We start from the raw sequence: 21,860 nt of genomic DNA on the forward strand, positions 1-21,860 counted from the left end.
CGGAACTCCGGCGGCTTGGCTGCAGGCATCACGGACTCCTCTCCCGAGGCGATCATCGCCTCAGATCAGGTGTCCGGGAAAGCGGGTCAGGCTCCGGTCGTGGACGAGGTGCGCCGCCGGGTCCAGCAGGACACCACCGGCCACCGTGGACGCAAGGGCGACCCCCTGTTCGCCATCCAGACCATCCTGCGCGCCGGCGCCGAGAACCTCACGGCCAAGCAGCAGGCCCGCCTGGCCCGGGCGATTAGAACCGACGAGGCGCACGAGGAGGTGTTCGTCGCCTGGCAGTGCGCCCAGCAACTACGAGCCGCCTACCGGGCCCGAGACCTTACCGAGGGCAGAGCGCTGGCCGAGAAGGTCATCGCCTCGTTCCACACCTGCCCCATCGGCGAAGTCGCGCGCCTCGGCCGGACCCTGCGCACATGGCGCACCGCGTTCCTGCCTACTTCACCACCGGGCGCTCGTCAAACGGCGGCACCGAAGCCATGAACGGCATCATCGAACTCCACCGCCGCCTCGCCCGCGGCTACCGCAACCGCGACAACTACCGCCTCCGCATGCTCCTCGCTGGCGGAGGACTCACCCCGTGATCCCCACCGGATCGGCGAAGAGCCCCATTGTGTAACGTTTCGATGAACAGGCTTGCGCGACAGGCGACACGATGCGATTGTTCGTGGCGAGCGGGGGACGGACCCCCGGAATCAGGGGGCAATGTTTGATGAACGGCCTTTGGCGAAGTGCGACCGCGGTTTCCGCCCTGTTCGCGATGGCAGCAATTGGTGGTGCGGCCAGCTCCTCGCCACGCGAGGTTCCGAGATCCGAAGGGCTCGCATCAACTCTGTTGGACGAGTCGCAATGCCCAGAAATCGGGGCAGTTGTCGACGTCGATGATCTCGCCGGCTCTGCCAGTCTTGAGTGCGACCACTCTGGGAGTAGCGTAATTTTTCCTGACGGCCGCTCCATGTTGATCCCTGACGAGGGCGTGCAAGTGATCGCTTCGGCCGCGACTGTGGAAGGCGAAGGCACGGTGTCGGATATCGTTGTGGAGAATCTTGGCGCAAGCGGTGTTGTTGCAGCCAAGATCGATTCCCACGGCGCCGACGGGGAGACGGTCGAAGCGTGGGGCCCCGATGCGGCCCAGGAGGACATGCTTCAAGATCTCACGACCACCACCGGCAATACGGGGGGTCCCTACACGAGCTGCAACGACGGGCTCTGGTCCCAGTCGGGCGCGCAGCGGGGACGGACGTACTCTTGGCGTTACAACGAGGCAGTTAGCTACGACGGGCTGTTCCCGGGGGTGCGCCGCGGAGGGGACGTTCTGACAAATGTCGTCAACGATTGCGGGTTCAACACGGCGCGGGTCGATCTGACAAGTTCGTACCTCGGCACGACGACCGCGGGTGCGAATATCTATGGGAACGCGACTTGTGCTCCGCGTGACGGCCAGAACACGCAGAACTTCGGTGTCCTGCCGTCGAACGTCCTCGGCGTTGCGTGCCGATGGACAAGCAGCACAGGCACACCTCTCGAGGCCGACATCGCGTATAACTCCACCAAGAAGTGGCACGCAGGGCAGGGCGCTTGCCCGGCGCAGCACTATCGCCTCAACGCGGTAGCCGCGCACGAGTTCGGCCATGTGTACGCTCTCGGACACGCCGGGACGTCCAACAACCTAATGCGGCAATCATTCTCAACCTGCTCGAAGGACGCCCGTGTTGGGTATGGCGACTTCATCGGACTCGATTATCTGTACTGAGAGGCTCTGCAGTGAATCAGAGAACCTGGAAGACCCCGAGCTTCTCCACAAGAACGCTCGCCCCTGCTGCCCTCTTGGTCGCAACCTTGGCCCTCTCTTCGTGCGCGCCAGATAAGGTGTGGCGCGATCCGCCGCTCACAGAGGAAGCAACCGATTGTCCGGCGTTGGGCGAACTTCAGCCCGAGGAGTTGGACGATCATCCGGGATGCAACTTGCAGGGTGTCACAGTCAGCGTCGGGGAGGTCGGCGGGGCCGTGGTTCCAGCAACGGGAGAAACCGTCGCTTCGGAGGCATACGGCGCTGATGGCTCCGTGAAAGGGTTCGAACTCACCAACTATGGGATCGACGGCGTTCTCTTGACTGTTCATGGAACGGCGGGTAGCGAAACGTGGGGCCCGAAGAGTGCTCTCGAGCGGGCCGCCGAGGAGGTCTCAACAAGTTAGCCTGAGTTCCACGCTGCCTACGACCGCGCCCCGCCCTTCACACATTCGAAGGGGGGTCGCGCTGGGGGCCTTCTGGTCGCTGCGGGGGTCGACATTGTCGTGCTGGTCCCCGCGTGGCCCCGGTTGCCCCGAGCACGCGGACCACTATGCTCCGGCGTCGGATCGCCGCGCGGGTGCGGCGCAATATGAGAGGCACGCCCATGACCACGACCCTGCGCGCCGCGCTGTCGGTCCTCCTCCTCGTCGGGTTCTACGTCCTCGCGCTCGGCGCCGTCGTCGGCCTCGGCGCCGCGACCGTGTGGGCGTTCTCGGAGCACGCCGGAGCCGGCGCCGCGAAGCTCGGTTTCGTCACCGTGGTCGTCGCGGTCGGCCTCGTCGTCGCGCTCGTGCGGGTCGCGCGGGCAGAGAAGCAGGGACCGGGCGGCGTGGTGCTCGCGGAGGCCGACGCGCCGGAGCTGTGGGCGACGGTCCGCGAGCTCGCGCAGGCCGCGCACACCCGCGCTCCCGACGAGATCCGGCTGGTCGCCGACGTCAACGCCGCCGTCAGCGAGGACACGCGCCTGCTCGGGCTCGTCGGCGGGACGCGCCGCCTGTACCTCGGCGTCCCGCTGCTGCAGGGCCTGTCCGCCGCGCAGCTCCGGTCGGTCCTCGCGCACGAGCTCGGCCACTACTCGCGTTCGCACACGCGCCTCGGGCCGCTCGCCTACCGGGGTCGCGAGGCGATCATGGCGACGGTCGGGCAGCTCCAGGGGAACGTCGTCGGCTGGCTGCTCAAGCAGTACGCGAAGCTCTACGTCCTCGTCTCGGCAGCGGTCAGCCGGCGCCAGGAGCTCGAGGCGGACGAGCTGTCCGTGCGCGTCGCGGGTCGCGCGACCGCCCAGGCGGCGCTGCGCGAGGTCCCGGTGATCGACGCCGCGTGGGGCTTCTACACGAGCCAGTACGTCGGGCTCGGCTGGGAGCACGGCCTCGCCCCGACGCCGGCGGGCGTCTTCGGCGGCTTCGACGAGCTCCTGCGGGGCCGGGCGGGCGACCTCGCCGAGCTCCGGTCCGACGACGCGCCGTCCGAGCAGTCCGCGTGGGACACGCACCCGTCGATCGCACGGCGCGTCGCCGCGATGGACGGCATGCCCGACGGCGGAGTGGCCACGACGGACGAGCGTCCTGCCGCCGCCCTCGTCCCCGGCTTTGCCACCTGGTCCGAGCGCGTCGCGGTCGAGGAGGTCGCGTTCGGCACGCGTGCCCAGCTCCCGTGGGACGCGCTCGTTGCCGCGGCGATGCCCATCCACGACCAGCGCACCGCGGACACCCTCTACCGCGCGGTCGGCCGTGCCGTCGGCCGCCCGCAGGGCGATCTGGCGACCCTGCTCGACCTCCTCGGCGCCGGCCGCCTCGACGCGGTCGCGCGCGACCTCGTGCCGGGGGCACCCGCCACCGAGGCGCGCGAGGCGATCACCGGCGCGATCTCCTCGGCCCTCGCGGCGGCGGCCGTCCGGTCCGGCGCGGCCCGGTGGCGCGCGTCGTGGACGGGACCGGCGACGCTCGAGACCCCCGACGGCACCGTCCTCGACCTGGCGGCGGTCGCGCGTCTCGCGACCGACCCGGCGACCACCGCGGAGGCCCGCTCCCGGCTCGACGCCCTCGGCATCGACGTCGCGGGCGCGGTCCAGCAGACCGCGCAGGCGACCGCGCACGGCGGCGACGTCGTCGGCGGACTCGCGAACGTCAAGGTGGACGGGACGTACCACGACGTCCTCGTGCTGGACGTCGGCCTCGTCCTCGCGCCGTGCCCCAAGAAGACGGAGGGCGGCAAGGCGCGGCTCGTGGAGCTCGTGCGCTCCGCGCCCGTCGCCGACCTCGCCGCACGGTACCGGTACGTGCCGTACGAGCAGATCGCCACGGCGGTGATCCGCAAGGTCACGCCCGCGCGCGTCGACCTCACGCTGCACGACGGCACGACCCTCACGCTCCACGAGACGTGGTCGGGAGAGCGGCTCACCAAGGACAGCGACGAGGCGCTCGTCGCGCACGTCGCGCCCTACGTCCGCGAGGGCGAGCCGGACGCCGTCCCCGCGGGCTGAACCAGCGCCGCCGGGCGGCCCGCCCGGCCCCGCCGAGAACGACACAGCGCGCGGACGAGAACGACCCTGGTGTCGTGATCCGTCGGATCACGGCACCAGGGTCGTGCTCGGCGCGGTGCGGGCGTCAGGCCAGGGGCTGGCGGTCCGCCCACGCGGTGAGGGTGGTGCGCGGGCCGGTGAAGAACGGCACCTCCTCGCGCACGTGGCGGCGCGCCTCGGTCGCGCGCAGCTCGCGCATGAGGTCGACGATGCGGTGCAGCTCGTCGGCCTCGAACGCGAGGATCCACTCGTAGTCGCCGAGCGCGAACGACGCGACCGTGTTGGCGCGCACGTCCGGGTAGTCCTTCGCCGCGAGGCCGTGGTCGCGCAGCATGGTGCGGCGCTCGGCGTCGGGCAGCAGGTACCAGTCGTACGAGCGCACGAACGGGTAGACGGACAGGTAGTCGCGCGGCGCCTCGCCCGCGAGGAACGCCGGAACGTGGCCCCGGTTGAACTCGGCGGGACGGTGCAGCGCCGCGTTCGACCACACGGGCTCCAGGTGCGCCCCGAGGCCGCTCGCGCGCAGGCGCTGGTAGGCGCCCTGGACGGACTCGATCGTCGGACCGTGCCACCACACCATGAGGTCGGCGTCCGAGCGCAGGCCGGCGACGTCGTACCAGCCGCGCACGACGAGGTCGCCGTCCGTCGCGGCCGGGTCGTCCCCGCCGCCGACGGCGGTCAGCGCGTCGGCCACGAGACCCGCGCGCTCGTCCGCGTCGGCGGGCAGCGGCGCCGCCGTCGCGAAGACGGACCACATCGCGTAGCGGATGGTGGTGTTGATCTGCTCGTGGTCCGCGGGGACGCGCGCGGCGTCGTTCATCGGGGGTTCCTCCTGGTCGTGCGAGATCGTCGGTACGGGGCTCAGCTGTGGATGTCCGTGCCGCACAGCACGGGGACGCCGCTCGGCTCGCCGTCGCGACGCAGGCAGCAGCCCGGCGCGCACACCGACCGGAACGCCGGGAGGTCACCGACGGTGGACTCCTCGACGTCCTCGCCGCGTGCGAGGGCCGCGCGCTCGACGAGCAGGTCGACCAGGCCGCGCACGAACGGCTCGCGCGTGCCGACGGTCCCGGCGCGGACCGCGGTCATCCCGAGCCCCGTCGCGGTCTCCATCGCCTCGGTGTCGAGGTCGTAGGCGACCTCCATGTGGTCCGACACGAACCCGATCGGCGAGAGCACGACGTCGCGGACGCCCTCCTGGGCGATCTCCTCGAGGTGGTCGTTGACGTCGGGCTCGAGCCACGGCTGGCTCGGCGGGCCCGAGCGCGAGCAGTACGCGAGGTCCCAGGCGACCTCGTGGCCGAGCCGCGCCGACACCTCGGCGACGATCACGCGCGCGAGGTCGAGGTGCTGCTCCGAGTACGTCGCGTGCGAGACGCGCGACGCGGCCTCCATGGTGTCCGGGATGGAGTGCGTGACGAACACGAGGCGCGCGGCCGCGCCGTCGCCGCCCTTCTCCGCGAGCGCCGCGTAGCCGTCGAGGACGGCGTCGACGTTCGCCTGCGCGAAGCCCGGGTGGTTGAAGTACGAGCGCACCTTGTCGAACTGCACGCCCGTCGAGCCGTCGGGCCCGAGCTGGCCGCGCCCGTCGAGCACGACCGCCAGGTCCTCGCGGTACTGGCGGCAGCCGGAGTACGACGAGTACGCCGAGGTCACGAGCGCGACCGCGTTCTTCGCGCCCCGCGCCTCGAGGTCGTCGATCGCGTCGGTCGTGTACGGCTCCCAGTTGCGGTTGCCCCAGACCACCGGCAGCTCGACGCCGCGGCGCGCGAGCTCGGCCTCGAGCGCGGCCTTGAGCGCGAGGTTCTGCTCGTTGATGGGGCTCTTGCCGCCGAACCCGTAGTAGTGCTCGCCGACTTCCTCGAGGCGCGCGTCGGGGATGCCCTTGCCCGCGGTGACGTTGCGCAGGAACGGCACGACGTCCTCGGGCTTGTTCGGGCCGCCGAACGAGTAGAGCAGGAGCGCGTCGTAGGGGCGCAGGTCAGGGGTGGGACCGGGGTCGACGGCGCTCGCGGGGGCAGCGGCGGGCTCTGCGGCCCGGCCCGTGTCGACAGCGACGTCCTGGGGGGAGAACGGGGGCATGCTCCCGATCATGGCACCTGCTCCGGGGCCCGCCCGCCGGGAATCGGACCGGGCGGACGTGACATTGACGGGACAGAGTGTCACCTCGTCCGCTTGTGTCCCCGCAGCCCCTAGACTCGGCCCGCTCGCTCCTCGGGCCGGGCACCGGGCACCGTCGCCCGCCGCGCAGAGCCGCCCGAGCCGGACCACGTGGAGGTGGAGCGGTGGCGCTCCCGGAGATCACCGAGCGCGTCGCGCTCACCCTGCCCGACGGGAGCCTCGACCGCCGGTCGGTCGGCTGGGCGCGCCAGCCGCTCGTCGACACGTCCGGCATCGCCCGCGACGGGCTGCGTCGCTGGACCCGCCACACCGGCCGGAACAAGCGCTGGGAGTACTGGGGCGTCGTCACCCCGACCCACGTCCTCGCCCTGACGGTGTCGTCGCTCGACTACGCGGCGGTGCACGAGGTGTGGGTCCTGGACCGGGAGACCGGGCGCACGTTCGGGGCTACGGCGACGGTCGTGCCGGCTCGGGGCGTCGAGCTGCCCGGCTCGCTCGGGGACGGACCCGCCCGGGCGCGCGCGAAGACCCTCGCGATCGACGTCGACGAGGTGGACGGCGGCACGCGCCTGCGCGCCCGGACCCGGGACGTCTCGTTCGACGTCGTGGCGGAGCTGCCGCCGGGGCACGAGCGGCTCGCGGTCGTCGTGCCGTGGAGCGACTCGCGGTTCCAGTACACGGTCAAGGACGTCGCGCGCCCGACGCGCGGCACGCTGTGGGTCGACGGCCGGACCGTCGACGTCCCCGCCGGGTCGTCGTGGGCGGTGCTGGACCACGGCCGCGGGCGCTGGCCGTACGACGTCCGGTGGAACTGGGGCGCGGGGTCGGGCGAGAGCCACGGGCGGGTCGTCGGGGTCCAGGTGGGCGGCCGCTGGACGGCCGGCACGGGCTCGACCGAGAACGCGGTCCACCTCGACGGGAGGATCCACCACCTCCCCGGCGAGCTCGCGTGGGACTACGACCTCGCCGACCCGCACCGGCCGTGGCGCGTGACCGGGGGCGGGCTCGACGCGACGTTCGAGCCCTTCCACACCAAGGTCACGCGCACGCACCTCGGCGTCGTGTCGTCGTCGACGGACCAGTGCTTCGGCACCTGGTCGGGCACGTTCACCCCGCCGGGTGGCGAGACGTCGGACGGGCACGACGCCGGGACGGTGCAGTTCGACGGGCTCGTCGGCTGGGCCGAGGAGGTCCACAACCGCTGGTGAGCGCCGGGTGACCCGACCCGGGTTGCCAGTGCCGACCCTGTGCCTAGCGTGGACTGCGACCGGCGGCACCGACGCCGTCGGGCGCGGCCCGCGCGCGACGGCGAACCCGTCCCCTCCGCGGCCGTGCCGGCACCGGCAGCGACGCCGGTGGGAAGGGGAGGCTCATGCAGTCACGACGAGGACAGCTCCGGGCGGGCACCACGGGGGTCGCGGCGGCCGCGGCGCTCGTGCTGCTCCTGCCGTTCGGCGGGAGCGAGCGCGGCGACGGCCAAGGCCACGGTCAGGGCCACGGGAACGACCGCGCCCGCAACGTCATCTTCATCCAGGGCGACGGGCTCGGCCTGTCGCACCGCGAGCTGATCCGGCTCGCGACGGTCGGCAAGGACGGGCAGCTCGCGATGGACTCGCTCGAGCACGCCGGCTGGACCACCACGGACTCGGCCGACCCCGAGGAGGCGGTCACCGACTCCGCCGCGGGCGCGACCGCGTTCGCGTCCGGGGTGCGGACGTACAACGGGGCGGTCGGCGTCGACGTCGACGGCAACCCGGTCCCGACCCTCCTCGAGGCGGCTCGCGGCGCGGGCAAGGCCACCGGTCTGGTCACGACGGCGCAGGTCACCGACGCGACGCCCGCGGCGTTCGGCGCGCACGTGCCCGACCGCGGCGACCAGAGCGAGATCGCGCGGCAGTTCCTCGAGAGCTCGCGGCCCGACGTCGTCCTCGGAGGCGGTGAGGACTGGTGGTTCCCGGCGGGCGAGCCGGGCGCGTGGGAGGACAACCCCGCGAAGGACCCGACCGAGCAGAGCAAGGGGACCAAGGGGAACCTCGTCGAGCGCGCGCAGGACCTCGGCTACACCTACGTGAGCGACGCCGAGGGGCTCGCGGACGCGCGCGGGCGCAAGCTGCTCGGCCTGTTCGCCAACGAGGAGATGTTCGAGCAGCGCAACGAGGGCGAGGGCGACCTGTACGAGCCGGAGGTGCCGCTCGTCGACATGACGGCCAAGGCGCTCGACGTGCTGAAGCGCGACCGTGACGGGTTCTTCCTGCTCGTCGAGGAGGAGGCGGTGGACGAGTTCGCGCACCGCAGCAACGCGACACGGACGATCCAGGCGGGGCAGGCGCTCGACGAGACCGCCGCGCTCGCGCTCGACTTCGCGGCGAAGAACCGCGGCACGCTCGTGCTCGTCGTGGGCGACCACGCCACGGGCGGGCTCGCGATCGAGAACGTCGACCCCGCGGACGAGAGCGGCGAGGGCGCCACGACCGAGGACGGCCCGTTCGACCTCGCCGGGTCGGACCTGCAGTTCACGGTCGACTGGACCACGGGCGGCCACACGGGCGAGGCCACGCCGATCACCGCGCAGGGACCGGGCGCCGAGCGGCTCGCGGGCGCGCAGCGCAACACCGACGTCCACGACGCCGTCCTGCGCGCGATGCAGGGCCGGGGCCGCGGCTGACCACGACACCGCGCGCGGTCGAGCACGACAGGGGTGCCGCTGTCCGGCGGACAACGGCACCCAGGTCGTGCTCGGCGGGAGCGGGGATCAGCCCTTGACGGCTCCTCCCAGGCCCGCGCCCTGGAGGAACATGCGCTGGAAGACGAGGAACAGGCCGACCGGGATGAGCGTGGAGATCGCGAGCGCCGCGAGGAACACGCCGAGGTCGGTCGACGCCTCGATGGACGGCAGGCGCACGGACAGCGGCTGGATCGCCGGGTCCTTGAGGACGAGCAGCGGCCAGAGGAAGTCCTTCCAGGCCGCGATGACCGCGAACACCGAGACGACGCCGATGATCGGCTTGGACATCGGCAGCACGACCGACCAGAACAGCCGGTAGGGCCCGGCGCCGTCCATGCGCGCGGCCTCGAACACCTCGCGCGGGAGGCTGTCGAAGAACCGCTGGACGAGCAGCACGTTGAACGCGCTCGCGCCCGCCGGCAGCCACACGGCCCAGAAGCTGTTGATGAGCGACCGCCCGAGCAGCGGCGGGTCGAGGATCGTCAGGTACAGCGGGACGAGCAGCACGATCGCCGGGACGAACATCGTCGACAGGACGAGCGCCTGCACGACCTTCCCGTACCTGGGCCGCAGGACGGACAGCGCGTAGCCGCCCGTCGTCGCGACGAGGATCTGCGACGTCCACGACCCGACCGCGAGCCAGATCGTGTTGAGGAAGTACCGGCTGACCTGGACGTCGTTCCACGCCTTGTCGAGGTTGTCCCACGCGATGCCGTTCGGGAAGATCGCCATCGGCGTGCGCAGGATGTCCTGCGTCGGCGTGACGGCGTACTTGGCGAGCAGCAGCATCGGGCCGAGACCTGCGACGACGAGGATCACGAGCAGCAGGACGTGCGTGGTGCCCATCCCCCACCGGATGGACGGGCGGCGCCAGTCCGCCTCGGAGAGCGCCCCGCGGTCCTCGACGCCGTCGAGCGCCTTGCGCCGCCGCGCGCGCACCTTGCGGCGCTCGGACTCGCGCCGGTTGCGGCTGGCCTCGGCGGCGCGGCGCGAGGTGCCTGTGCCGTCCGTCGGGCCCGCCGGCGTGCTGTCGGCCGTCGCCGCGGAGTCCTGCGAGACGACGCCGATCTCGCTCGGGTTGTCGGTGGGCGAGAGAGTCATGACGTGCTCCAGGACCGGGTGAGCCGGAAGTAGAGGATCGAGAAGACGGCGAGGACGGCCGCGAGCATGATCGACAGCGCGGTCGCCGCCCCGTAGTCGCCGCCGAGGCTGTTCTGGAAGGCGTAGCGGTAGATGAGCAGCAGGATCGTCAGCGTCGCGTTGTTGGGCCCGCCGCCCGTGAACAGGTAGGGCTCCAGGAAGACCTGCGCCGTGCCGATCACCTGGAGGATCAGCGTGATGAACAGGACCCCGCGCAGCGCCGGGAGCGTGACGTGCCAGATCTTGCGCCACAGCCCCGCGCCGTCCACCTCGGAGGCGTCGTAGAGCTCGGGCGGCACGCTCGTCAGGGCGGCGAGGTAGATGATGATCGTCCCGCCCGCGCCGGCCCACGTGGCGGCGAGCACGAGCGACGGCATCGCGGTCGAGGCGTCCTGGAGCCACGGGTACGGGCCGAGCCCGACCCAGCCGAGGATCGTGTTGAACACGCCCGTCGGGCTGCCGTTGTAGAAGAACTTCCACAGCAGCACGGCGACGACCGGCGGGACGACGACCGGGAGGTAGGCGAGCGCGGAGTACAGCCCGCGCGCCCGGCGGACCTCGCGCATGAGCACCGCCGCGACCAGCGGGATCGGGTACCCGAACAGCAGCGCGAGGAACGCGAAGTACAGCGTGTTCTTCACGGCCTTCCACAGGAGCGGGTCGTTCAGCACCTGGCGGAAGTTGTCGAGCCCGACGAACGTCGGGTCGCTCACGAGGTTCGTCTCCTGGAAGCTCATGATCACCGCGCGCACGATCGGGAACCACGAGAAGACCCCGAAGATCAGGATGAGCGGGAGCAGGAAGACGAGGTTGCTCAGGCCGCCGCCACGGAACCACGTCACGGGGCTGCGGCGTCGGCCGTCGCGGTCGGCCCGCGCGTGGGAGGCGGGTCCCCGTCGCGGCGGGGCGGTGGTGGCGGTCACGGGCGAACGTCCTTCGGTGCGGTGGGAGGTGCCCGACGACGCGAGGTGCGTCGCGCCGTCGGGCACCGGCGGGGTACGGGTCGGCCGGCAGGGGGCGCTGCCGGCCGACCCGGGTCTGGGGTCGCGCGGCCCGGTGCGGACCGCGCGGCCTCGGGGCGTCAGCCCTGGTCGAGCAGAGCCTGCGCCTCGGTGTTCGCCTGCTCCAGCAGCGCGTCCACGTCGGCGTTCTCGTCCGTCAGGACGGCCTGGACGACCGGGTCGAGCAGGGCGTAGATCTCCTGCGTCTTCTGCGACGGCTCACCGACGAGCGGCAGGTCGAACATCGTGTCCGTGTAGCTCGTCATCTGGTCGAGCGGGACGTTGATGTAGTCCTTGATCCACTCCTGGTTCTGCTCGTACTGCTCCTGGGAGAACATCGGCAGGACCGGGGTGCCCACGGGCTGGTTGTTCGCGACGAGCGTCTCGGCGTCGGCGACGGCGCGCTTCTCGTCGACGAGCTTCCCGAGGTAGAAGAAGTCGATCCACTTGATCGCGGCCTCCTTCTTCGACTCGTCGACGTTCGCCGGCATCGCGGCGAGCGTGCCGCCGGTGAGGACGCCCGCGTCGTCGCCCTCGAGCGGGAGCGCCGCGAGGCCGTAGGTGGCGGGGTCGATCGCGTTCGTCTGGACGAGCGACGTGAAGACGTCGGAGCCCGACGTGTACATCGCGACCTGGCCGGCCGCGAACGCCTGGTTCATCGTGCCCCAGTCGAGGAGGAAGTTGCTCCCGAGGGAGTTGTCCTCCCAGCGCATGGCCTTGAGCCACTCGAGCGCTTCCTTGGTGCCGTCGTTGGTGAGCGTCGACGTGGCCTTGCCGTCGTCGGCGACCTCCTGCGTGCGGCCACCACGAGCGAACGTGTTGACCGTGAGCTGCCAGCCGCCCGTGTTGTTCTGCGACATCTGCATGTAGCCCGCGACGCCGGGGTTGGCGTCCGCGATCTTCTTCGCGGCCTCGCGGACCTCGTCCCACGTGGCCGGCGGCTGGTCGGGGTCGAGCCCGGCCGACTCGAACAGCGCGCGGTTGTAGTGCAGGCCCACGCCGTACACGTTCTTCGCGGGGATCGCGTAGACGTGGCCGTCGGCGCCCGTCCCGGCCTCGATGATGGCCGGGTTGAACTTGTCGGCGTAGGGCAGGGTGCGGAACTGCTCGTCGAGGTCCGCGAGCTGGCCGTTCTCGACCAGCGTCTTCGCGTCGGTGAACGGGATCTCGAAGACGTCGGGCAGCGTGCCGCCGGCGAGCTGGGGGGCGAACGTCGTCGCCTTCCACTCGTACTCCTCCGGCACGATGTCGATGTCGGGGTTCGCGGCCTCGAACTCCTCGACCTGGGCGTTGAAGGCGTCGATCGCCTCCTGCTCGGAGCCCGGGAGGAGGGAGACCACCTTGAGGGTGACCTTCCCGTCGCCGTCCGAGCCGCTGCTCTCGTCGTCGCTGCCCGAGCCGCCGCTCGAGCACGCGGCGAGCGTGCTGATCGCGAGCGCCCCCGCGAGGGTGAAGGCGATCGCCTGACGTGTGGACTTCATCGTCACTCCTGTGTTCCGGTGGTGCTGGGTGTGTGCTGGGTGGGTGCTGGGTGTCCGGGCCGACCGGCTCGCGGCCCGGGGACTGTGGCGGTCAGGCCTGACGGCTCGTGCGCGGCGTCATGCGCGCAGCCAGACCGCGGTGTCGGGGGCGAGGCGCGTCGGTGGCTCCGACGCGTCCGCCCCGTGGGGGGTACCGCTGTGCAGGAGGACCTCGGCGTCCGCGGGCAGCGGCACGTCCTCGGCCCCGAGGTTGACCACGCACGTGACCGCGCGGTCGTCGTCGCCGCGGGTGTCCCCGCGGACGAAGGCGAGCACGTCGTCGCCGAGCGCGACCCCGCCGAGGGAGTCGAGCCAGCGGAACGTCTCGCCGTGCAGCGCGGGCTCCGTCCGCCGCGTCGCGAGGACATGGCGGTAGAGCGCGAGCATCGACGTCTCGTCGTCGGCCTGCGCCTCGACGGACACCTCGCCCCAGCCCGCGGGCTGGGGCAGCCAGGGCCGCGCGCCGCCGTCGGGCCCGAACCCGTTGCTCGTGCCGCCGCGCGTCCACGGGAGGGGGACGCGGCAGCCGTCACGGCCGGGGTCGACGCCGTCGGAGCGGAAGTGCATGGGGTCCTGGATCGCGTCGAGCGGCAGGTCCTCGACCTCGGGCAGGCCGAGCTCGTCGCCCTGGTAGAGGTACAGCGACCCCGGCAGCGCGGCCGAGAGCAGCGCGGCGGCGCGGGCCCGACGGCGCCCGGTCTCCAGGTCCGTCGGCGTGCCGAAGCGCTTGGCCGTGAACGCGAACGAGCTGTCCTCGCGGCCGTACCGCGTCACCGGGCGCGTCACGTCGTGGTTCGAGAGCACCCACGTCGCCGGCGCGGCGACCGGGGCGTGCGCGTCGAGCGTCGTCTGGACCGACTCCCGCAGCGCCTTCGCGTCCCACGGGCGCGCCATGAAGTCGAAGTTGAACGCCGTGTGCATCTCGTCCGGGCGCAGGTACTGGGCGAACCGGGCACGGTCCGCGAGCCACACCTCGCCGACGAGCACGCGCGGCTCCTCGTAGGAGTCGGCGACGACGCGCCAGCCGCGGTAGATGTCGTGGAGCTCGTCGCGGTCGACGTGGGGGTGCTCGCCCGGGCCGGGGTGGGCCGGGACCTCGGGCAGGGCCGGGTCCTTGACGAGCTGGGCCGCGGAGTCGATGCGGATGCCCGCGGCGCCGCGGTCGAACCAGAACCGCAGGATGTCCTCGTGCTCGCGGCGCACGTCGGGGTGGTTCCAGTTGAGGTCCGGCTGCTCGGGCGCGAACACGTGCAGGTACCACTCGCCGGGGGTGCCGTCGGGGTTCGTCGTGCGCGTCCACGTGCTGCCCTGGAACTCCGAGACCCAGCGCGTCGGGATCTGGGACCCGTCCTCGCCCTTGCCCGGGTGGAACCAGAAGCGCTCGCGCTCGGGCGATCCCGGACCTGCGGCGAGAGCGGCCTTGAACCACTCGTGCTCGGACGAGACGTGGTTGGGGACGACGTCGATGATCGTGCGGATCCCGAGCTCGCGCGCCTCAGCGATGAGCTGCTCCGCCTCGGCCAGCGTGCCGAACTGGGGGTCGATCGCGCGGTAGTCCGCGACGTCGTAGCCGCCGTCGGCCAGCGGGGACACGTACCAGGGGGTGAACCAGATCGCGTCGACCCCGAGGTCGCGCAGGTAGGTGAGGTGCTGGCGCACGCCCGCGAGGTCGCCCGTGCCGTCGCCGTTGCCGTCCGCGAAGCTGCGCACGTACACCTGGTAGATCACGGCGCTGCGCCACCAGTCGGGCGACGCCGCCCCCGGCGCCCGCACCGCCTGCGCGAGGGTCGCGTCGGGGGTGGGTTCGCCGTCGGCGACTCGGGGGTGATCGTTGCTCACCGCGTCCTCTTCCGTGAGTTCGTGGGCCGCGCGACCCGGGGGCCGCGCCTCGCCTGCTGCTGCGCACTGCGTTCGATCCGACCGGGGGACTCCCCGGGACGGTCGTCGTGCACCGGGTGCCGACCGCGCCGTCGTGGACGACTGTAACTAGACGACATGATCCGCGCAAGAATCTGACAGTGCCGTTATCGAAACGCTATCTCTTGACGTCGAGAGAACTACCGACGCTTGCGGGAGCGCCCTGGGCGCCGCGCGCCGCACCGACCACGGACCCCGAGCGCGCCGAACCCGGGGATATCGGCGGACTCGGCCCCCGTCGTGCCGACAACCCCGGGTTCGGCGACCGCGGGAGGGCACGACGACGAGGGCCCCGGTCCGGCGCGCGCGAGCGGCCGGGCCGGGGCCCTGGAGGAGTGGGTACGGACTAGGAGGCGGTGGCCTCACGGCCGGCGGTGTGCGCGGCGGCGGTCGAGCCGCGCACGACGAGCTCGGGCTCGAACAGGAGCTCGTCGCGCGAGACGTCGGCGCCCGCGATCATGCTCGCGAGCAGGTCGACGGCGGCCCGGCCCATGGGCTCGATGGGCTGGCGGACCGTGGTCAGCGCCGGGTCGGTGGAGTTCATGAGGTTCGAGTCGTCGTAGCCGACGACGGAGACGTCGCTCGGGACGTCGAGGCCCGCCCTCCGGACCGCGCGGACGGCGCCGAGGGCGAGCGGGTCGCTCGCGCACACGATCGCCGTCGCACCGGCCTCGAGCAGCCGGTTCGCGGCCGCCTGCCCGCTCTCGAGCGAGTACTGGCTGTGCACGACGAGCGCCGGGTCGAGCACGTGCCCCTGCCGCTCGGCGAACGCCTGCGCCGCGGCGAGCTTGCGCTCGGACGGCACGTGGTCGGCCGGGCCGAGCAGCAGGCCTACCTTCTCGTGGCCGAGCGAGAGCACGTGGCCGAGCGCCTGGTTCATCGCGACGAGGTCGTCGCACGAGACGCGCGGGAAGTCGAGGTCCTCGATCGAGGCGTTCATGAGCACGACCGGCAGCCCGAGCTTCTCGAGGCGGCGGAAGTGTGCGTGGTCGGCCAGGCGCTCGGCGTAGAAGCCACCCGCGAAGATCACGCCCGACACGTGCTGGCCCAGGAGGAGGTCGATGTACTCGGCCTCGGTGACGCCGCCCGCGGTCCGCGTGCACAGCACCGGCGTGAAGCCCTGCTGCGCGAGCGCACCACCGATGACCTCGGCGAACGCCGGGAAGATCGGGTTGACGAGCTCGGGGAGCACGAGTCCCACGAGGCGTCCGCGCTCGCCGCGCAGCTTGGTCGGCCGCTCGTAGCCGAGCACGTCGAGCGCGGTGAGCACCGCGTCGCGCGTCGCCTGCGACACCCCGGGCTTCCCGTTGAGCACGCGGCTCACCGTGGCCTCGCTGACACCGACCTTGGTGGCGACCTCCGCCAGACGTCTCGACATGCCGTCGACTATACGCGCGGTTGCAAGCCGCTTGCGTGAATCCGGGACCGCCGAACGCATGCTTGCGTCGCCCGACCCTCGCCGGGTCGCGAGTCCCCACCCCCGCCCCTCTCGCTCCCGCTCCCGCTCCCGCCGAGCACGACATGGGGGTCGCCATGACGCTCCTCCCGACCGCCATGTCGTTCTCGGTGCGGGTGGTGGCGTTCTCAGCGCTGGGCGGGGTGAGCGGGACGGGGAGAGGCCCGCCTTGCCCGGGGCGAGTGGGGAGTCGACGGCGGTTGCGGCTAGGCTCGTTCGGTGTCCTTCCAAAAGGTGCCCACGTCACGCTCCGAGTCCACGACGGACCCCTCCGCGGTCCTCCCCGCTCCGGTGGCGCTGACGCCCGGGGACGGCACGACCGTCGTCGCCGACGGGACGCGGGTCGTCGCCGACCCGGCGCTGCGCACAGCCGCGCGCTGGTGGCGCCGCGCCACGGAGGACGCCTTCGGCATCGACCTCGTGCCCGTCGACCCCGACGCGGACACCCCGGCACCTCGCCCCGCTGACGCTTCTCCGGAGGTACCCGCGCGGGGGTCCCACGTCGGCCAGGCCACGGTGACGTTCGCGCTCGACCGCGGCCTCCCGCCGTCGGGCTACCGCCTCACGGTCGACGCCGCCGGGGTCCGCGTGGACGCCGGTGACCTCGACGGCGCGCACGCGGCCGCGCAGACGCTCCGCCAGCTCGCCGGCCCGGCCGCGTTCCGCCGGGCGCCGGTCCCGGCCGCGCCGGTCCCGGCCGCGACGAGCGCGGCAGCGGACGACCACCACGGGCGGCTCGCGCTCCCCCACGTCACGATCACCGACCACCCCCGGTTCCCGTGGCGCGGCGTGCTGCTCGACGTCGCGCGCCACTTCCTCCCGAAGGCCGACGTGCTGCGGTTCGTCGACCTCGCCGCGGCGCACCGGCTCAACGTGCTCCAGCTCCACCTCACCGACGACCAGGGGTGGCGCATGGAGATCGCGCGCTACCCGCGCCTCACGGAGGTCGGCGCGTGGCGGCGCGAGTCGGGCGTCGGCACGTGGCGCGCCGGCGTCTTCGACGGTCGTCCGCACGGCGGCTTCTACACCCAGGACGACCTGCGCGAGATCGTCACCTACGCGCGCGAGCGGGGCGTGACGGTCGTGCCGGAGATCGACGCGCCGGGGCACGTCGAGGCGGCCGTGGCCGCGTACCCCGAGCTCGGCACGGGCAAGCGCCCGCACGAGGTCCGCACGACCTGGGGCGTGAGCACCGAGGTGCTCGACCCGTCCGAGGAGTCGCTGACGTTCTTCCGGCACGTGCTCGACGAGGTGCTCGAGGTGTTCGACGCGCCGTTCGTCGCGATCGGCGGCGACGAGGTGCCGACGACGCTGTGGCGTGAGAACCCCGCGATCGTCGCGCGTGCGGAGGCGCTCGGCCTCGACGACGTCGGCGGGCTGCACGGCTGGTTCCTCGCCCGGCTCGCGGAGCACGTCGCGTCCCGCGGGCGGCGGGCGGTCGTGTGGGACGAGGCGTTCGGTCCCGCGCTCCCCCGCGAGGTCGTCGTGACGTCGTGGCGCGGCTGGGCCGTCGGGGCGGACGCGCTCGCCGCAGGCCACGACGTGGTCATGGCCCCGGAGCAGGTCGTCTACCTCGACCACCGCGGCGGCGACGTCCCGGACGAGCCGGTGCCGGTCGGCTTCCTCACGACGCTCGACGACGTGTACGCGTTCGAGCCGCTGCCGTCGGGGCTCGTGGGCGCGCGAACGGACGAGGAACCGGGCACGAACGACGACCGGCCGGGCGTCCTGCTCGGCGGCCAGGCCGAGCTCTGGTCCGAGCACCTCGACTCCGCGCGCCGGGTCGACTACGCCGCGTTCCCGCGCCTCGCGGCGTTCGCTGAGGTCATGTGGTCGCCGGAGGCCGACCGCTCTCCGGGCTCGCCCGCGTCGCACGCGTTCCGCGAGCGCCTCGTGACGCACCACCTGCCGCGCCTCGACGCGTACGGGGTCGAGTACCGGCCGCTCGACGGCCCGCACCCCTGGCAGACCCGGCCCGGCGTCGCGGGCTGGCCGCGCGACCGCGCGGCCGAGCTCGCCGCAGGCGGCCTGCGCGGCGTCGGTGGCTGGGTCGAGGGCCGCGACGAGGACGAGGGCGGCCCCGCATGAGCGCGCTCGTGGTCCGCGGCGCCCGGCTCGTCGAGCCCGACAGCGGCGCCTCCTCCCCCGTGGACGTGACGGTCCGCGCCGGCCGGGTCGAGAGCATCTCCCCCGCCGGGTCCGCCGCTTCCGGGAGCGCCGACGTGCTCGACGCGGGCGGGCGGCTGCTGCTGCCCGGGTTCGTGGACGCGCACGTGCACGGCGAGGCGGCCGTCCTGGACGAGGACGTGCAGCTCGCGATGCTGCGCCAGGGCGTGACGAGCGTCGTCGTCGGGCAGGACGGCGTGTCCTACGCGCCCTCGCCCGCCCCGGGCGAGCGGCACACCGCGGGCGACGAGCCGTCGTCGGGCCTGCACGACGCCGCGGCCTGGGCGAGCGGGTACTTCGCCGCGATCAACGGCGAGCACCCCACGTTCCGCGGCGGGTCCGTCAGCGACCTGCTCGCGACCTACGACGGGACGACCCGGGTCAACGTCGGCTACCTCGCCCCGCACGGCACGATCCGCTACGCGGTCCTGGGCGCGGCGGCCCGCGCCGCGACGCCCGCCGAGACCTCCCGCATGCGCGCGCTGCTCACCGCCGCGCTCGACGACGGCGCGCTGGGGATGTCGACCGGCCTGGAGTACGTCCCGGCGACGTACGCCGACGAGGCCGAGCTCGTCGCCCTCGCGAGCATCCTCGCGGCCCGCGGGCTCCCCCACGTGTCGCACATGCGCGGCTACGAGGACAAGGCCGGCCCGGCGTTCGCCGAGCTCGTACGCGTCGCGCGCGCGTCGGGGGTCGCGACGCACGTCTCGCACTACCACGGCCCCGCCGCGGAGCTGCTCGGCTACGTCGACGACGCCCACGCCCAGGGCCTGGACGTCACGTTCGACTCCTACCCTTACCTGCGCGGCTGCTCCATCCTGTCGATGGTGTCCCTGCCGACCTGGCTGCCTATCGCGGACGTCGACGCGACCGTGGCGGCCCTGACAGATCCCGCCGTCCTCGACCGCCTGCACCGCGAGCACTTCCCCGCCCTCGCCGACCTGTGGCCCCGCGTCACGATGGCGGCGGTCCCCACGGGCACCGCCGCCGGTGCCCCCGAGGGCGGGCCCGCCGACACCCTGGCCTGGGCCGAGGGCATGACCCTGCCGGACGTCGCCGCCCGCCTGGGCCTGACCCCCGCCGAGGCCGCGGTGCACCTGCTCGTCGCGACGCGCCTGCGCGCCTCGTGCGTGTTCGCGCAGCCCCCGACCAACTCGCCCGAGTCCGTGCGCGCCCTGCTGCGCCACCGCGCGCACGTGGGCGGGTCCGACGCGATCTATGCCGGCGGACGCCCCCACCCGCGCGGGTGGGGCGCCTTCGCGCGCTTCCTCGCCGAGCACGTGCGTACGCTCGGGGACTGGACGTGGCACGACGCCGTCACGCACCTGTCGACCCGACCCGCCGAGCGGTTCGCGCTCGGCGGGCGCGGCATGGTCGCGCCGGGGGCGGTAGCGGACCTCGCGCTCGTCGACCCCGACCGGGTGCGCGACGAGGCGACGTACGAGGACCCGCGCCGCCCGGCGTCGGGCGTGGACGACGTGCTGGTGGCCGGCGTGCCCGTGCTGCGCGACGGCTCGCTCACCGACGCCCTGCCGGGCCGGCCGCTGCGCCCGGGCGCGGGCGTGCCGCCGGCGTGAGCCGCGACCCGTCCCCGTCCAGCACGTGAGCCCCACTCCCGAGGAGGACCCCATGACCGGCACGACGGACGACGCCGCGCGTCCCGCACCCGACCGACCCTGGGAGCGCGACGTCGTCGGGCCCCGGACCAAGGGGTTGCGGCTCGACGCCCCGGCGACCGTCGCGGACGTGCTCGCGGGCTCGCCGCGCGTCACGGACGGCGCCTTCTCCTGGCCGCTGCTCGCGCTCGACGACGCGACGCTCGACCACAACGTCGGCGTCGTCGCGCGCGTGTGCGCGGAGCGCGGGGTCGAGCACGCGCCGCACGTGAAGACCACGATGTCGCGCGCGCTCTACGCGCGGCAGGCCGCGGCGGGCGCTTGGGGGGCGACGGTCGCGACGCCGTCGCAGCTGCGCGCCGTGCGCGACTGGAGCGTCCCGCGCGTGCTGCTCGCGAACGAGCTGCTCGACCCGCGCGAGATCGCGTGGCTGCGGGACGACCTGTCGGGCCTCGACGAGGGAGCGCCCGACGAGGTGTGGCTGTGCGTGGACTCGCCGCACGGCGTCGACCTGCTCGCGCGCGGGTTCGCCGACGCGTCCGCCGCCGTCCGGGCGCGCCTCGGCGTGCTCGTCGAGCTCGGCGTCCCGGGCGGGCGCACGGGCGTGCGCAGCACCGCCGCCGCGCTCGACCTCGCGCGCGCCGTCCGCGCGTCGGGCCTGCGGCTGCTCGGCGTCACGGGGTACGAGGGCTCCGTCGCGGGCGGCACGACCGACGACGATCTCGCCGCCGTCGCCGCGTGGTGCGACGGGCTGCGCGACCTCGGTGCCGCGTTCGTCCGCGAGGGTCTCGCGGGCGTCGACGAGCCGCTCGTGCTCTCGGCGGGCGGCAGCTCGTTCCTCGACGTCGTGCTCGCCGAGCTGCCCGGGCCGGTCGCCGGCGCCGACGGTCGCGAGGTCGAGGTCCGCGTCGTCGTGCGCTCGGGCGCGTACGTCACGCACGACCACGGCTTCTACTCGCGCACCGACCCGTGGAGCCGCATCCCCGGCGCCGAGCCGCTGCGGGGCGCCGCGACCGTCTGGGGCCAGGTCCTGTCCGTCCCGGAACCGGGTCTGGCGATCTGCGGCATCGGGCGCCGCGACGTGTCGTTCGACATCGACCTGCCCGTCGCGCTGTGGCTGCGCTCGCAGTCCGACGACGGCTGGCTGCCCGCGCGCGAGCTCGCCGGGACGCGCGTGACCGCGCTCAACGACCAGCACCTCTATCTCGCGCTCGACGCCGGCGACGCGGGTGCCAGCCAGGTGACCGGCCCCGCGACCGCCCAGGTCCGCCCGGGCGACGTCGTCGGGTTCGGCATCTCCCACCCCTGCACGACGTTCGACCGCTGGCGCGTGGCCGCCGTCGTGCGCGGCGACGAGGTCGTCGACCTCGCGACCATCGATCTCTGACCATCGCCCGTGACCAGGCACAGGCACACCCAGCGACCCCGCAGAACCGAGAGGACATCATGACCAGCGAGAAGACCGCGATCTCGACCCCCGACGCACCGGCCCCCGCGCACACGTTCCACCAGGGCGTGCGCAAGGGCCCGTTCGTCCAGGTATCGGGCCAGGGCCCCGTCGACCCCGCGACGAGCGAGTACCTGTACCCCGGTGACGTCGCCGCGCAGACCACGCGCACGCTCGAGAACGTCAAGGCCATCGTCGAGGCGTCCGGCGCGACGTTCGACGACGTCGTCATGCTCCGCGTCTACCTCACGAAGCGCGAGGACTTCCCGATCATGAACGACGCGTACGGCGCGTTCGTCGCGCAGCACACCACGAAGGGCGTGCTGCCCAGCCGCACCACGGTGTTCACGGGCCTGCCGCGCGAGGAGATGCTCGTCGAGATCGACGCCTTCGCCATCACCGACTGACCCCGCCCCGCGCTGCGAGCGTGAA

General features: G+C 73.1%; 16 protein-coding genes and 1 pseudogene. 10 read left to right on the forward strand and 7 right to left on the reverse strand.

The genetic code is table 11. The features are described 5' to 3' along the window. The 4 genes and pseudogenes from ACFVN3_RS17865 to ACFVN3_RS17880 all read left to right on the forward strand — a co-directional run. A pseudogene (locus ACFVN3_RS17865) lies at positions 1–590 on the forward strand (transposase); the annotation flags it as partial. A 371-nt stretch (positions 591–961) separates the two neighbouring features. After that, positions 962–1,759: a matrixin family metalloprotease gene (locus ACFVN3_RS17870; protein WP_378234298.1), complete on the forward strand. Its 798-nt coding sequence runs from the start codon at positions 962–964 to the stop codon at positions 1,757–1,759. 11 nt (positions 1,760–1,770) lie between these two features. Beyond that, complete coding sequence (locus ACFVN3_RS17875; RefSeq protein WP_378234299.1) at positions 1,771–2,202, forward strand: hypothetical protein; 432 nt, start codon at positions 1,771–1,773, stop codon at positions 2,200–2,202. 200 nt (positions 2,203–2,402) lie between these two features. Next, positions 2,403–4,280, forward strand: coding sequence for a M48 family metallopeptidase (locus ACFVN3_RS17880; RefSeq protein ID WP_378234300.1), 1,878 nt, complete (start codon positions 2,403–2,405; stop codon positions 4,278–4,280). A gap of 124 nt (positions 4,281–4,404) precedes the next feature. On the opposite strand, the gene hemQ is transcribed toward ACFVN3_RS17880, so the two are convergent. Then, positions 4,405–5,139, reverse strand: coding sequence for a hydrogen peroxide-dependent heme synthase (hemQ, locus tag ACFVN3_RS17885; protein ID WP_378234301.1), 735 nt, complete (start codon positions 5,137–5,139; stop codon positions 4,405–4,407). A 41-nt stretch (positions 5,140–5,180) separates the two neighbouring features. Then, entirely contained in the window at positions 5,181–6,401 is a 1,221-nt protein-coding gene (locus ACFVN3_RS17890; protein WP_378234303.1) for a ferrochelatase, read from the reverse strand. A 203-nt stretch (positions 6,402–6,604) separates the two neighbouring features. Between ACFVN3_RS17890 and ACFVN3_RS17895 the strand changes: the two genes are divergently transcribed. Further along, complete coding sequence (locus ACFVN3_RS17895; RefSeq protein WP_378234304.1) at positions 6,605–7,648, forward strand: DUF2804 domain-containing protein; 1,044 nt, start codon at positions 6,605–6,607, stop codon at positions 7,646–7,648. A 164-nt stretch (positions 7,649–7,812) separates the two neighbouring features. Continuing rightward, positions 7,813–9,105, forward strand: a complete 1,293-nt coding sequence (locus tag ACFVN3_RS17900) for an alkaline phosphatase (RefSeq protein WP_378234305.1) — start codon at positions 7,813–7,815, stop codon at positions 9,103–9,105. Positions 9,106–9,192: 87 nt separating this feature from the next. Here the strand turns inward: ACFVN3_RS17900 and ACFVN3_RS17905 are convergent, their stop codons facing one another. The 5 genes from ACFVN3_RS17905 to ACFVN3_RS17925 form a co-directional block, all read right to left on the reverse strand. Further along, complete coding sequence (locus ACFVN3_RS17905) at positions 9,193–10,266, reverse strand: carbohydrate ABC transporter permease (RefSeq protein ID WP_378234307.1); 1,074 nt, start codon at positions 10,264–10,266, stop codon at positions 9,193–9,195. Next, complete coding sequence (locus ACFVN3_RS17910) at positions 10,263–11,228, reverse strand: carbohydrate ABC transporter permease (protein ID WP_172820007.1); 966 nt, start codon at positions 11,226–11,228, stop codon at positions 10,263–10,265. The genes ACFVN3_RS17905 and ACFVN3_RS17910 overlap by 4 nt, the downstream gene beginning before the upstream one ends. 158 nt (positions 11,229–11,386) lie before the next feature. After that, a complete protein-coding gene (locus ACFVN3_RS17915) occupies positions 11,387–12,787 on the reverse strand; it encodes an ABC transporter substrate-binding protein (protein WP_378234309.1) in 1,401 nt (466 codons plus the stop codon). A gap of 117 nt (positions 12,788–12,904) precedes the next feature. Continuing rightward, positions 12,905–14,599 carry a glycoside hydrolase family 13 protein gene (locus tag ACFVN3_RS17920; protein ID WP_378234364.1) on the reverse strand — a complete coding sequence of 565 codons (1,695 nt, stop codon included), beginning with the start codon at positions 14,597–14,599 and terminating at the stop codon, positions 12,905–12,907. 490 nt (positions 14,600–15,089) lie between these two features. Continuing rightward, positions 15,090–16,121 carry a LacI family DNA-binding transcriptional regulator gene (locus ACFVN3_RS17925; protein WP_378234310.1) on the reverse strand — a complete coding sequence of 344 codons (1,032 nt, stop codon included), beginning with the start codon at positions 16,119–16,121 and terminating at the stop codon, positions 15,090–15,092. A gap of 297 nt (positions 16,122–16,418) precedes the next feature. On the opposite strand from ACFVN3_RS17925, the gene ACFVN3_RS17930 reads away from it, so the two are divergent. Genes ACFVN3_RS17930 through ACFVN3_RS17945 form a run of 4 tightly spaced genes read left to right on the forward strand, consistent with a single transcriptional unit; the run spans position 16,419 to position 21,835 of the window. Then, the gene (locus ACFVN3_RS17930) at positions 16,419–18,287 is read left to right on the forward strand and encodes a beta-N-acetylhexosaminidase (protein WP_378234311.1); all 1,869 of its coding nucleotides are present in this window, start codon (positions 16,419–16,421) and stop codon (positions 18,285–18,287) included. Next, positions 18,284–19,942, forward strand: a complete 1,659-nt coding sequence (locus ACFVN3_RS17935; RefSeq protein WP_378234312.1) for an amidohydrolase family protein — start codon at positions 18,284–18,286, stop codon at positions 19,940–19,942. The genes ACFVN3_RS17930 and ACFVN3_RS17935 overlap by 4 nt, the downstream gene beginning before the upstream one ends. 52 nt (positions 19,943–19,994) lie before the next feature. Then, entirely contained in the window at positions 19,995–21,368 is a 1,374-nt protein-coding gene (locus tag ACFVN3_RS17940) for an alanine racemase (RefSeq protein WP_378234313.1), read from the forward strand. Positions 21,369–21,427: 59 nt separating this feature from the next. Beyond that, the gene (locus ACFVN3_RS17945; protein ID WP_378234314.1) at positions 21,428–21,835 is read left to right on the forward strand and encodes a RidA family protein; all 408 of its coding nucleotides are present in this window, start codon (positions 21,428–21,430) and stop codon (positions 21,833–21,835) included. Positions 21,836–21,860: the final 25 nt, after the last annotated feature.

Source organism: Cellulosimicrobium sp. NPDC057862 (assembly GCF_042797035.1).
Lineage (GTDB): Bacteria > Actinomycetota > Actinomycetes > Actinomycetales > Cellulomonadaceae > Cellulosimicrobium.

What these genes read in the sequence shown, in the direction of transcription:
- ACFVN3_RS17870 (WP_378234298.1), top strand. Translation starts at nt 962, where the DNA reads ATGTTGATCCCTGACGAGGGCGTGCAAGTGATCGCTTCGGCCGCGACT.
- ACFVN3_RS17880 (WP_378234300.1), top strand. Translation starts at nt 2,403, where the DNA reads ATGACCACGACCCTGCGCGCCGCGCTGTCGGTCCTCCTCCTCGTCGGG.
- hemQ (WP_378234301.1), bottom strand. Translation starts at nt 5,139, where the DNA reads ATGAACGACGCCGCGCGCGTCCCCGCGGACCACGAGCAGATCAACACC.
- ACFVN3_RS17890 (WP_378234303.1), bottom strand. Translation starts at nt 6,401, where the DNA reads ATGCCCCCGTTCTCCCCCCAGGACGTCGCTGTCGACACGGGCCGGGCC.
- ACFVN3_RS17900 (WP_378234305.1), top strand. Translation starts at nt 7,813, where the DNA reads ATGCAGTCACGACGAGGACAGCTCCGGGCGGGCACCACGGGGGTCGCG.
- ACFVN3_RS17905 (WP_378234307.1), bottom strand. Translation starts at nt 10,266, where the DNA reads ATGACTCTCTCGCCCACCGACAACCCGAGCGAGATCGGCGTCGTCTCG.
- ACFVN3_RS17915 (WP_378234309.1), bottom strand. Translation starts at nt 12,787, where the DNA reads ATGAAGTCCACACGTCAGGCGATCGCCTTCACCCTCGCGGGGGCGCTC.
- ACFVN3_RS17925 (WP_378234310.1), bottom strand. Translation starts at nt 16,121, where the DNA reads ATGTCGAGACGTCTGGCGGAGGTCGCCACCAAGGTCGGTGTCAGCGAG.
- ACFVN3_RS17935 (WP_378234312.1), top strand. Translation starts at nt 18,284, where the DNA reads ATGAGCGCGCTCGTGGTCCGCGGCGCCCGGCTCGTCGAGCCCGACAGC.
- ACFVN3_RS17940 (WP_378234313.1), top strand. Translation starts at nt 19,995, where the DNA reads ATGACCGGCACGACGGACGACGCCGCGCGTCCCGCACCCGACCGACCC.
- ACFVN3_RS17945 (WP_378234314.1), top strand. Translation starts at nt 21,428, where the DNA reads ATGACCAGCGAGAAGACCGCGATCTCGACCCCCGACGCACCGGCCCCC.